At 41.5% G+C, this 12763-nt stretch carries 11 protein-coding genes; 2 read left to right on the forward strand and 9 right to left on the reverse strand.

The features are described from left to right. Positions 1-87 precede the first annotated feature (87 nt). Complete coding sequence (locus ACLTL4_RS00345) at positions 88-222, reverse strand: hypothetical protein (RefSeq protein WP_264297096.1); 135 nt, start codon at positions 220-222, stop codon at positions 88-90. Positions 223-270: 48 nt separating this feature from the next. On the opposite strand from ACLTL4_RS00345, the gene ACLTL4_RS00350 reads away from it, so the two are divergent. After that, positions 271-1653, forward strand: a complete 1383-nt coding sequence (locus tag ACLTL4_RS00350; RefSeq protein ID WP_412290944.1) for a CapA family protein — start codon at positions 271-273, stop codon at positions 1651-1653. 688 nt (positions 1654-2341) lie between these two features. Here the strand turns inward: ACLTL4_RS00350 and ACLTL4_RS00355 are convergent. The 3 genes from ACLTL4_RS00355 to tadA all read right to left on the reverse strand — a co-directional run bounded on the left by ACLTL4_RS00355 (position 2342) and on the right by tadA (position 6331). Then, positions 2342-3373 (reverse strand): YibE/F family protein, encoded by a 1032-nt coding sequence (locus tag ACLTL4_RS00355; RefSeq protein WP_412320134.1) that lies wholly within the window; start codon positions 3371-3373, stop codon positions 2342-2344. 202 nt (positions 3374-3575) lie between these two features. Then, positions 3576-5732, reverse strand: a complete 2157-nt coding sequence (locus ACLTL4_RS00360) for a purple acid phosphatase family protein (protein WP_226911758.1) — start codon at positions 5730-5732, stop codon at positions 3576-3578. 125 nt (positions 5733-5857) lie between these two features. Further along, entirely contained in the window at positions 5858-6331 is a 474-nt protein-coding gene (gene tadA, locus ACLTL4_RS00365) for a tRNA adenosine(34) deaminase TadA (protein ID WP_412320135.1), read from the reverse strand. Between the two features lie 177 nt (positions 6332-6508). On the opposite strand from tadA, the gene ACLTL4_RS00370 reads away from it, so the two are divergent. Then, a complete protein-coding gene (locus tag ACLTL4_RS00370) occupies positions 6509-7246 on the forward strand; it encodes an anaerobic ribonucleoside-triphosphate reductase activating protein (RefSeq protein WP_412320137.1) in 738 nt (245 codons plus the stop codon). A gap of 142 nt (positions 7247-7388) precedes the next feature. Here ACLTL4_RS00370 and ACLTL4_RS00375 read toward each other — a convergent pair whose 3' ends face one another. The 5 genes from ACLTL4_RS00375 to ACLTL4_RS00395 form a co-directional block, all read right to left on the reverse strand. Then, entirely contained in the window at positions 7389-9056 is a 1668-nt protein-coding gene (locus tag ACLTL4_RS00375; protein ID WP_173882146.1) for a leucine-rich repeat protein, read from the reverse strand. Next, positions 9010-9423 (reverse strand): hypothetical protein, encoded by a 414-nt coding sequence (locus ACLTL4_RS00380; protein ID WP_173882145.1) that lies wholly within the window; start codon positions 9421-9423, stop codon positions 9010-9012. The genes ACLTL4_RS00375 and ACLTL4_RS00380 overlap by 47 nt, the downstream gene beginning before the upstream one ends. Positions 9424-9753: 330 nt before the next feature. Beyond that, positions 9754-11004, reverse strand: coding sequence for a hypothetical protein (locus tag ACLTL4_RS00385; RefSeq protein ID WP_412320138.1), 1251 nt, complete (start codon positions 11002-11004; stop codon positions 9754-9756). A gap of 123 nt (positions 11005-11127) precedes the next feature. Continuing rightward, on the reverse strand, positions 11128-12300 hold the full coding sequence (locus ACLTL4_RS00390) for an NADP-dependent malic enzyme (RefSeq protein ID WP_022118149.1): 1173 nt from the start codon (positions 12298-12300) through the stop codon (positions 11128-11130). 167 nt (positions 12301-12467) lie between these two features. Continuing rightward, on the reverse strand, positions 12468-12749 hold the full coding sequence (locus ACLTL4_RS00395) for an acylphosphatase (protein ID WP_022118148.1): 282 nt from the start codon (positions 12747-12749) through the stop codon (positions 12468-12470). Between the last annotated feature and the right edge of the window lie 14 nt (positions 12750-12763).

The raw sequence follows: 12763 nt of genomic DNA on the forward strand, positions 1-12763 counted from the left end.
TATACCTCTTTCCTGTCACGGATTTGTTTTGCCATGAACGACATTATACTACTGGTCTTTGCACGTGTCAAGACACCTGTATATTTTCTACTGCCTTCCTGTTTTAACTCCCATTACTTTTTTCATGGCATCAAAGAAGAATCTCTGCTCTTTTGTAAAAAGAACTGCTTTCACTCTTTTTTCACGGTTTACTTTTTCTTGTTTTTCCTCTATAATCACCATAGAGCAACCAGCCATGGGAGTTACTAAGTTTTCAGAAGGGGCAAAGTCATGGATAAAAACAAATTAAACCACAATGCTGACAGGGGCAGTAACAAACAGCAGCAGCTGTACCTAAACATCGCTTTTTTCGGTGTTTTCGCCTGTGCCGCCCTGATTTTTTTACTGCTGGCTTTTGATAAAATACCGCCAGTCAGTGAACACAAAAAAGCAGAAAAAGAAACGTTATCAACCGAAGCTCAGTCCGAGACCGGAACCGAGTCTGCCACACCGAAAGAAACACTTGCTGCTGAGACAAGCATCACGATCAGCCTGATGGGTGACTGCACTCTTGGCTCTGCTCCGGATTCTGACCAGTACAACAATTTTGATGCTTATCAGTCCGTATATGGTATTGATTATTTCTTCCAGAATGTGAAATCTTACCTGGAAGGGGATGATCTTTCCATTATCAACCTGGAAGGTGCACTGACAACCGCTGAGAATTCAGCCAGCAAGAGCGATGTTTATAAAGGCGATCCTTCCTATGTTTCCGCACTCTCTAACAGTTCGATCGAGGCTGTCAACCTTGCCAACGATCACACCGAAGATTACGGAACCGCCGGTCTGACCGAAACACAGACCACTCTGAAAGACGCAGGGATCACGACTTTTGGCAACGACGATACCTCTGTTCTTGAGATCAAAGGCATCAAGGTCGGACTTGTCGGTATATCTGCCATTGACAAACAGGTAAGTGAGTGCAGGACACAGCTGACAAATGATATCAATGCAGTAAAAGAACAGGGTGCAAACCTGATCATCGTAAATTTCCACTGGGGAGCGAACGGCGAGACAACACCAGACAGCGACCAGACAACACTGGCACACGCAGCGATTGATGCAGGGGCAGATCTGGTAGTCGGACATCATCCTCACGTTCTGCAGGGTATGGAAGTTTATAATGGAAGAACGATCTTCTACAGCCTGGGAAGCTTCTGCGATGGTGTAAATATGTACCCGGACGACATGGATACCGTTATTTTCCAGCCGACCTTTACTTTCAGTGCAGGCAAAGAGCTGACCCAAACAACGAATTCCATCATTCCTTGCACGATTTCTTCCGACAGCACATTCAACAACTATCAGCCGACACCGGCCGAAGACAGTGAGAAGACCAGAATCGAAGAAAAAGTCAAAGAACTGAGCAATCAGATCGGAAACAGCATTTCCGGAGATAATTCCGATGCAAACAGTACATCTGACTCCGCAAATACCACGGATTCAAACAGCACATCCGGCTCAGATGGAAATACAACCGCTTCCTCTGAAAGTGAGACTTCTTCCGAGAGCGAAACTTCCTCTGAGACAAGTTCAGATGGAAGCAGCAGTGATGGCAGCGATAATTCCGCTTCTGACGGAAACGACTCCACAAAACTGTTTTTACCGGAATAAAAATTTACCGTTGGTTTCCTGGCAGATGTAAGGAATGGAAATGCCGCACATTTTAAAATACTGTTTGCAAATGAACAGTATTGCATGTGCAAATGAACGAATTCCCCGAAGGGCACGTAAAAGTGCCTTCTTGGGAATTGTTCATTTTGCACATTGCCGTACGTTTTTGAACAGCCATAGTTTTTAAAAACACTTCATATCATATTTTACACGCTGGCAGGAAACAGCCTTTTGCCACGCTGGTGCACGCAGAAAGTTTTTAGAATCAAAACGTTCCGCATCAAGATAGTAAAAAAGCAGAGGCACAGTGACGGCGGCAAATTTTCGTTACTTTACTTCTGCTTTTTCATGTTCTGTATTTTGGCTTGAGAAAGCTTTTCGCTTAAGCACTCACTGGCAGGCCAGGAGCTTTTGGCAATGTGCAGACGAACTGCATTGTAAAATATGGTGCGTAAAATAATACAGCCATGATGAATTCGAAAACAAATCGCTCTGACGGTAGCAAGGCTTCCGTCGTGAGGTTTGCGATGTTGCCGCCCCAAAGAGCCGCTGTCTGAGCCTCGAAGAGGCGAGTTTAGGCGAAGGGCGGCTAACACACGAGCGAACCGAACAGGAAACGCAGCGTGTCAGGAGATTGTTTTCGAATCATTATGGCGTGCTATTTTACACAACTATTTTTTTATAACATTCATTTGTACATTCTAAAACCTCCGCTGTATACTTTCGCCGATATCACAGACACGATCGGCACAGTCAGTACAATCCCCAATGTTCCTGAAATTCCTTTTATTACTTCAATACCGATCGAATACATATTTACTACCTGAAGGTACGGCATAATGTATGCATAAATTAAGATCATCGTATTGATCGCTCCTCCGGTAAATGCGAGGATCAGTGTATTTGACATGGTACCCATCATATCTTTTCCCACATGTATCCCTGACTTAAACAGTTCTTTCGCCGTCAGCTCCGGTCTTTTATTATGGATTTCTTCTATTGTCGAGGAAATAGAAACTGCAACATCCATGACTGCTCCAAGAGATGCAATCAGGATACCGGAAAACAGTACTCCGCCTATCTGAAGTTTACTGTTCTGAGACACATACACCATCGTTTCGATATCTTCAATGTTATAACCTGTGATTCTGGTTATTTTTCCAAATACTGTCGCAAATATGCCTGCGATCAGTACGCCTGATATCGTTCCCGTCATAGCACAGATTCCTTTTTTTGTACTTCCGCAGATCAGATAAATCGAAACAATCGTCACCACGATCACCACTGCGACTGCTGCCAGGAAGGGAGAGACACCTATGTACATCAGCGGAATGTATAAGTAAATAATGCAGATAAAGGTAAAAACAAGTGCCAGCATAGATTTCAGTCCACGTTTTCCTCCAACCAGAAATAATGCCGCTCCTAAAACTGCAACGATCAGCCATATAAAATTACCTCTGTCATAGCCATAAATACTTCCTGACAGTTCATCGCCATAACTGCTCAGCTGCACGATCACATTCGTTCCCTTTTTGCAATAAGTTCCGTAAAGATAACCATTCATGTTGTTTGCTTCGCATATTTTTCCTTTATATTTTCCTGATGTGATCTCTACTTTCACATTCTGGCTTCCGCCATTGACTTCTTTGTTTACTGTGTTATCCTCTACAACCTCAACAACTTTTGCTTTTACAAAATAAAAATTATCATCTGAAAGCAAAGGAACTCTGGTTATATTGGAATTAAATAACCAAAGTCCCGCTGCGAAGATTATGAGGAAAACCACAAATATTGCATTTGAATATTTTTTCATTTTCCGAATCCTCTGTTTTAATATAGTTCAGTTCTGCAACCATTTGCTTTGTGGCCCGCCGCCTGTAAAGTCGAAAGCCACCTCACATCTTATGTGTTTCATCTGAAAATTATTTTGTTTTTACTTTAAATGTAATCTTCTGCTTTCCAAAGGAAGCCGTTACTTTTACTTTCTTTTTGCTCTTTTTCACAGCTTTCATTTTTCCTGTACTGGAAATTTTTACAACTTTTTTGTTTGAAGTTTTGTATTTTACGTTCTTTCCTGTAACACCGTTGATGGTCAGGCTGAGCTGTACCGTTTTGCCTTTCTTTAAAGCAATAGTTGAACCTGCTTTTACTGTCTTCTTTCCTGCTTTCAGCTGTAATTTTGCTGTTGCAGCAGGCGTTACGTTGTTGTCTGTATTGTTGCCGTTATTATTGTTGTTATTGTCATTTTTGTTTGTTTCTTTTTTCTGCAGATTTACTTTTGCTTCCAGAAGACTGTCATACTGATTTTCAAATTTTTTCTTTGCAATGAGCAGCTGCATATCCATAGTCTTGTCCAGTAAAGTTGAGAATCCGGCTTTTAAAGCAGTGCTGTCGCCTCGCTTATAATCACCCTGAGCATAGCCATAGTAATTCAGCATATCATTTGCATTATCTGCATCATTCGTCTTATCATATACGGCTGCCAGCTGTACTGCACCTTTATCCTCTGCTGTATATTTCATCAGGTCTTCGGCTGCTGCAATTTCGCTCTGCAGTTTATTCCAGGATGCTTCTGTATAACCATCGTTTTTGATTTCTTTCGCCTGTGCGATCAGATCCTTCATGGAAACCTTTTCGCCTGTTTTGTAAAGTGTATAATCATCTGCATATTTGTTTCCATTGTAATCGTATGTTTTGATAACGATGGATTCATCCGAAAAATCAATGGTTGAGAATGTCGGAATCTGTGTGTTGGAACGCTCTGCGATGTAATACTGTTTTGTGGTTGCCAGTTTATAGAACTTACTTCCTGATGCAGAACCAGCCGCAATGTAAAGTGTTCCTTCCGGATTGATCGCTACAGAATCATCATACTGGATCGCTGTTCCGTCTGCCATCAGATAGGATCTTGCATAAGAATGATCATGTCCGGTTAAGCACATATCAATACCGAACTCATCCATCAGCGGTGCAAACAGTGCTCTTAAGTTTGCTCCGTCTGTGTCAGAGTGCGGCTGACCGGAACCATAGATGTCGTGATGGAACATAACAACTTTCCATTTCGCATCCGGATTGCTTTCCACTGCTTTTTTCAGAAGTTCTCTGTGTTCAACGGTATTTCTGTTGTTGCTGTTCAGACTGATAAACAGTACGTTTCCATAGCTGAAGTAATAGTCAGAACCAGAGTTTGTGCTTCCAAGTCCGTCTTCTGAATTCGGATTATTGTAGTGATATTTATAATCGGTTCCTTTGCTCTCGTGATTACCAATGGTCGTTGCCAGCGGGAGCATTCTCAAAAGTGCCGGATAAGTAAATCCTGCATATTCGCTTTCTCTGACATTCTTTCCATCTGAACTGTCTGTTCCTGCATAGTCAATCTGGTCTCCTGCCGACAGAATAAAGCTTGCATTTGGTGCTGTGATCTTTGCCTGTTCCAGGGTTTTATTCCAGTTAAAGGTATCTACTGCAATATTGATATCATCGGCAGTTCCCTGACCCTGTGAGCCGGATGCTCCGATCTGCGGATCACCTACGAGAATTGTCTGAAAGTTTGTTGTCTTTTTTGTTGTATAGGACTGAACTTCACTCCAGTTTGGATTTTTTACATCATCGGTATAACTGTAATAATAGGTTGTATTTTCTTCAAAAAGTCCTTCAACCGTAACTTTATTAGATGCTTTATATGTATTTTTCTGATTCGAACGATTGATCTCCGTTGCCGTTCCTTTAAATTCCTGTGCATCGCTCAAATCTTCTTTTTTTCCGATTTTTACTGCCGGCTCGCCCTTTTTCTGGCTGTACCATGCAAATCCCAGATCTTTTGCTGTCTTACCAGGTGTTAAGATAATTCTTGATGAATCATAGGATTCACCTTCTCCGGTAAGATTTCCCTGATCGTCTTTTTTATTCCAGACATTATCTTTCCAGGTGGCATAATCTGAAATATTCTGTGTATCTGTAAATAATGTGCTGCTTGCACTTGTCTCTCCATATGCAAAAACATTGACCGGTGCTGATGTTGCTGCTACTGTTACTGCCATTGCTGCAGCGATGATCTGCAAAGCTTTCATTTTCTTCATATTTTTTATTCTCCTCTGCCTTCACAGGCTCTTTTTAAATGCATTTTGATTCTTTTATTGATAAGTCTTATCATTTGGCAGTATACAGGTGTTATGTAAAGACAGTTTGCGGATATGTGTAAAATCTAAGTAAATTTAACTTTCTTTTTTTCCCGCAGCTCTTTAAAAAATTCACTCAGCATGGTGCTGCATTCTTCCTGAAGAACTCCTTTTGTCAGTTCCACCTGATGATTGAAGCGATCCATCTGCAAAATATTTAAAACGGAACCGGCACAGCCAGCCTTCGGATTCATGCTTCCGATGACTACCCTAGATACTCTCGCCTGAACGATTGCCCCGGCACACATCTGGCATGGTTCTAACGTAATGTACATCGTACATCCTTCCAGTCTCCAGTCACCAAGTTTTTTGCTTGCTTTCCTGATCGCATTGAGTTCTGCATGGGAAAGTGTATTTTTATCGGTGTTTCTGCGATTGTAACCACGTGCGATAATTTTATCTTCATAAACGATCACGCAGCCAATCGGAACTTCATCCAGTGTTTTTGCTTTTTTCGCCTGTCGGATGGCTTCCTTCATATATTTTTCGTCTGTTGTCATATTTTTCTTTTGCCTTTCTGTAAATGTGGTATACTGAAAATATCATTTTTTATACAAATTCAAGTCGAACGCACGTGAGACTTAGCATGCGATTCCGGTCATCTCTGGCTAATATTTGCCTGACAGAATCGCTGTGTATACATTGATTTTTTGCAATTTTAATTCCAGGAGGTTTTTATGAATATTCATGGTTTTATCACTTTAACTCTATTAGATTACCCGGAGCATCTCGCTGCTTCTGTTTTTCTGGGCAGCTGCAACCTGCGATGCCCTTTCTGTCAGAATGGAAACCTTGTCCTTTCGCCGGAAAATGAACCTTCCATCTCCGAAGAAGAAGTGCTTGCCTTTCTGAAAAAAAGAAGCGGTATTCTCGAAGGAGTCTGTATCAGCGGCGGTGAACCTACGCTGTATCGCGAACTTCCGGATTTTATATCAAAGATCAAAGCTCTTGGATATCTTGTGAAATTGGATACAAACGGAACAAATCCGGAAATGCTTCGTTTTCTTTATGAAAATCATCTTCTTGATTATATTGCCATGGACATCAAAACGCAACCGGAACAATATGCAAAAGTTTCCGGGCTGCAGCCGGATGCTGCAGGCACACAGAAACTTCTGCAAAATATCAATCTTTCAAAAGAATATATTATGTCCTGCGGCATAGATTATGAATTTCGCACGACCGTTGTGGCGGAGCTTCACCGTGATGAGGATTTTAAGGAACTCGGGAAATGGCTGTCCGGATGCCGCCGCTATTATCTGCAGCCTTACCGGGAATCAGAACACATTCTTGCTTCCATGAGAAATCCAGATGTCTGTTTTCACGCTCCTGATACAGAATCTCTGCATCGTTATATTGAAATTCTTAAAAAGACAATTCCAAATGTGGAATTGCGCGGAAAAGATATCAAGTAAATAATTTTGGGCACATCTAAATTCCGTTTTACTGTCTCAACATTAAGTGCTTTAATCTGTTTTTCATTATACAAAAATGCCTGTGACATTTTATAATCCAAAAACGTCACAGGCACTTATTTTTATTCCGAGCATATTTCTTTTATTTAATTTTTACACTCTTTGGTAATCCGCTTGCTCGAAGCAATTTTGTATAAAGTTTCTTTTTTGATTTCGGAACTTTCACAACAGCATTCTTTGAAATACCTTTGAAAGCATTGCTTCCGATCTTTTTCAGGTTCTTGCTTTTAATTATAATTTTCTTCAGATTTTTACAGTTTTGAAATGCACTTTTACCAATCTTTTCCGTTGTTTTTCCAACAACCAAAGTTCTTACCTTCTTATTTCCTTTCAGTGCATTTTTTGCTACGGATGTAACCTTATATTTTTTTCCATTCAGTTTTACTGTACTGAAAATTCTCAGGTTCTTCTTTTTTTCACCATTCACTGTACTGGTAATCATCTTTGCAGTATTTTTTCCGGTTATGCGGTATGTAAAAATACCTATCTTATTCTGATCCGGAACCTGAGACGGTGTCTCCGGCGTCTGTGATTCCTCTGTCTCAACCGGCTTTTTTTCCAGTGCTGCGATTGCATCCTCGATTGCTTTTGCCATCTGGTCTACTTCCGCCTGCTCCGTGATATTCTTTCCACGTATCACTTTATCGATTGCTTCCTGTACTGCTGAAAAGTCTTTGTAATCGTCCTTCTTCAACGCATTTGCTTTTTCGATCGCTTCATCCACTTTCTTATAATCTGCGTCTTTGTACGTCAGAGTAAATGTTTGTGTATGGGTTGCTGTATCAGCTGTAATGGTAATTTCTGTATTTAAAGTCTCACAGTTGTCAGCAGTGATTTCCACCGGATAAGTGCCTGCTTCAAGTTCAGCAAAATTTGCCGTTTCCTGTCCATTTACTTTTATGACCGCACCTGTCAGTCCAGATGGAGTCACAGTAAAGAAAACGGAATATTTTACATTCGGCAAAAGCGGTGTTTCACCCTGACTGAAACGATAGATACCGCCAGCAGCACTGATTTCATTATAGAAATCTTCTGTTTTCATATACTCGATCGTTTTCGCTGTACCTGCCCCATCTTTATTTGCACAGGCAGATACATTTTCCGTCTCGGCAAAGAAATTATTTTCAAAAGTTGCCAGAGCTTTATCGGAACTGTCTTTTTTTCCTGCGATTGCACCAAAACGTTTATACGGAAGTGTGGCAGTATACTGCGTCAGATCAATTTCGCCGCCAAAATAGCAGTGGCTGACTGTATTATCACTGCCGTCCTTTGAATTCGTGCCAACCACACCAACAATACCGCCCATATCCGTGATTCCTTTTCCAAGTGGTGTCAGTTTACCGGTTGAACAGCAATTTATAATTTTTGCAGTTCCGCTGATCTGACCTGCGATCCCTCCAGTTTGAGGAGCGTAAGACTTTATATCTCCGGAATTAGAACAGTAACGTATTTCCGAAGTTCCCATGACCATTCCTGCAATTCCACCTACGTAAAAACTGCTCACATCATTGGTTATTGTGATATTACCTTTATTTTGACAATATTCTATTACTGTATTTTCTGCATATCCACACAACCCGAAAGTTCCGTTGATATACTTGTCATGATTATTGAACACTACTTCCGATATACAATCAGAAATTTTTGCACCATCCGTATATCCGGCAAGTGTACCTAAAAATACATATCCTTCCCCGGCATCATCAATATTCCCTTTGAGCGTCAGTCCGGAAATTTCCGCCCCCCCCAAGGAATCCGAATAATCCTCCAATATCCTCTTTTCCATACATTGAAGCATAATCAATATTTGAAATACTATGACCGTTTCCATAAAATTTACCACTGAAATAATGTTCAACATCTCCTTCGTCATTGGTACATCCGATCGGCGTCCACTCAACACCTGTCAGATCCAGATCTGCTTCAAGAGATACCACCGCATTTGTCCTGTTATCGTACTTACCGGCATTTACATCTTTTGCAAATTGCAAAAGTTCGTCAACGGCTGTGATAACTGTCTTGCTTTCCTGCCCGTTTTCTTCTGCCAGTGCTGTCGCTGGAACAAGCGACATCACAAGGCACAATGTAAGCATAAAACTCAGTAATTGTTTTTTCATACTCTTTTTCCTCCTGTCAGATAATGTCAAAATTTACATTTGCTGATTTTATGATGCCAGGGTCAAAAGGTCTAAATCCACATGAGCTTGCTCATAGGTGGATGAAAGACCTTGGGACCCGCTCCGATATGAGCATAAAAGTGGGATGATAATCCCACGATATGCGAATACTGGTGAGGATTGTGGAAGTGCAACGCACGGAACAATCCGCAGGCATCATAGTTGGGGATTTTTGACCCCATCATCATTTTATTATAACAGAAAACATTTTTAAATGGAACTAGCCAAACGGTTAGTATGTTGCGGTCTACAATATTTTTACAAAAACATTTATATCAGATTTTTGCACCAGTAACCAAAGGTCTGTTCTTTTATTTCCGATGTCCGCTCTGTTTTTGCCCTGCGAAACTCCGGAAATCCAAACATTTCTGCCATATTTTTTTCGCCATAAAATCCAGGGATTCCAAGAATATAGCCTCCCTCTTTACCTTTTCCTATCATCAGATGCTGATGCTGATAATATCCATGCATCAGAAAACTGTTGCTTCCCTGCCGCAGACCTTTCTGCCAGAGAATTTTTAAGTCCGATGGCTGAATGCGAATTGCATCTTCTATCTTTTCATCCTGCACCGGCTGAAAATGTATATAACGTGCTGTGGCACGATTCCATCTGGTATCCGTTCCCGGCTCGCAGCCCTGACATTTGTTTTCTGTTTCTGCACTTCTGATTTCGTTCTCGTTTTCAGATTTTCCCGCAGTTTCTTTTTGTGATATTTCTTCATCTGTTTCTTTTGGTCTTTCTTTCTGTGATACTGCATCCTGTAATTCCTGCGATATTTTTTCTGATACTTCTTTTTGAAATGTTTCTTCCGATATTTTTCCTGATCTATCTTTCAATGATACTTTTTCTGGTATTTCTTCTGACACTTCTTTTGAGAATATTTCTTCCTGTATCTCTTCTGCTGTGATTTCCGGCTCCGCTTTCGCATGTTCCGTTATATCCAGATTTATATTTTCTTCCTGCAATTCCTGATCAGCTTCTGACTCTGTAGATTTTTCACTTTTTTCGTTTTCCTTAATCCCAACATTTTCTTTATCTGTTTCATTTTCTTCAACGGCTTCTTTATCCGTTTCACTCTTTTTGACATTTTCTTCGTCTGTTTCTGCCTTTATTTCTTCTGGTTTCCCAAGATTTTCGATCGCAATTGGCTCATCATCGAAAACGGTCATCCAGTTTCTACCGCTCTGACTTCTGATATAGATTCCACAGACTTGTTCAAAACGACAGGATTCTTCCACAAACGGTTCTTCTGGAACGGTAAAACGCCGGTCAAATCCACTGCCCTGTGTCTGCCCTTCTCCGATCAGGAGAATAATAGGATTGTTTTTTCTGCTCTCTTTTGGCTGTCGCACAATTCCGAATACTTCTGTTTTTCCATCCAGCATTCTTATATTTTGAATATGTATCTGGATGCGGCAAATGGCATTTCGCAGTTCTATTTTTGCAAACCCTGTATTCTGCATCTTCTTTCCATTTACATATTCATAAATATAAGCCACAAAACGATGATAATCTGCCATCCATCTCGTCCTCCACAGACCTCGATTTTCTGGTGTGATTATATGCTCGTTTTGTGGCTCATATGCAAGGCAGATATTTCTGCCCTCTGTATCACAGAACTGTAACCATTTTTTCCGGTTCTTTTATATTCTTGCTGCTCCTGTTTCTCTTGCAACTTTTGCAACTGCCGCAGATACTGCTTCTTTTACTCTCGGATCAAATGGATCCGGAATAATGTAATCTGCCCTCAGTTCACTTTCATCGATCAGGTTCGCGATCGCATGTGCTGCCGCTGCGTTCATCGGATCATTGATATCTTTTGCACGTACATCCAGTGCACCGCGGAAGATTCCTGGGAATGCCAGTACGTTATTGATCTGATTCGGGAAGTCACTGCGTCCGGTACCGACTACGGCTGCTCCTGCCTTCATTGCCAGATCCGGCATGATTTCCGGAACCGGATTTGCCATAGGGAAAAGGATCGGATCTTTTGCCATGGTCTTTACCATTTCTTCCGTTACGGTTCCCGGTGCGGATACTCCGATAAATACATCTGCACCTTTCAGTACGTCAGCGAGGCTTCCTGCCTGTTTTTCTCTGTTGGTGATCGCTGCCATCTTTGCTTTTTCTTCATTCAGACCTTCTCTGCCTTCATAGATGGCACCCTTGCGGTCGCACATGATAACATTCTTCAATCCAAGCTCGATCAGCAGTTTGATGATCGCACTTCCGGCTGCTCCTGCACCGGACATAACTACTTTAATATCTTCGATTTTTCTTCCGGTAAACTTCAGTGCATTCAGCAGTGCTGCTGCTGTTACAACGGCCGTTCCATGCTGGTCATCATGAAATACCGGAATGTCGCAGCGTTCTTTTAGTTTTCTTTCAATTTCAAAGCATCTCGGTGCAGAAATATCTTCCAGATTGATGCCTCCGAAACTTCCGGCAAGAAGTGCCACCGTATTGACGATCTCGTCTACATCTTTGCTGCGAATGCAAAGTGGAAAAGCATCCACATCGCCAAATTCTTTAAACAAAGCACACTTTCCTTCCATAACCGGCATACCTGCTTCCGGTCCGATATCTCCAAGTCCGAGTACTGCTGTGCCGTCCGTTACGACAGCCACCAGGTTTCCTCTTCTTGTATACTTATAAGACAAATCAACGTCTTTTGCAATCTTCAGGCAAGGTTCTGCAACTCCCGGTGTATAGGCCACTGCCAGATCTTCCGGTGTCTCAATTTTTGCTCTGCTGATCACTTCGATTTTTCCATTCCATTTTTCATGCTGATTTAAAGCAAATTCTTTTTTATCCATTTTTATTTTCCTTTCTTTTTCGGATACAATTTGCATAGTAATTCTGTACTCTTATCATTACCAGATGACTGTCTGTTTACAACCATCTTTATCAAATCTGCATGAACACCTGACGTTTTCTTTTCTCACCCGTAACTGTTCTGTATCTTTACAGCTACTTTCACCCTTTAATAACCTGTTACACGAAATCCTTTTTCACCTGGCTGCAGCGGCATACGCCTTGCTTCTATGTCTGTGATCCGTATGGATCTGGCTTCATAGAGGCGGGCAAGGAGGCGGTCTATATCAGAATCCCGTCCCTGTACTTCCATCTCGACCCTTCCGTCACAAAGGTTGCACACCCATCCGGTCAGTCCGAGATCATCGGCAGCATACTTCGCCTGATAACGAAATCCTACCATCTGCACATCTCCGGAAAAATAAAAATGTTTTCTTACTTTATCCCTCATAGGCTTTCTCCTTT

This window comes from Hominisplanchenecus sp. (genome assembly GCF_046967715.1).
GTDB classification, from domain to species: Bacteria; Bacillota; Clostridia; order Lachnospirales; family Lachnospiraceae; genus Hominisplanchenecus; species Hominisplanchenecus faecis.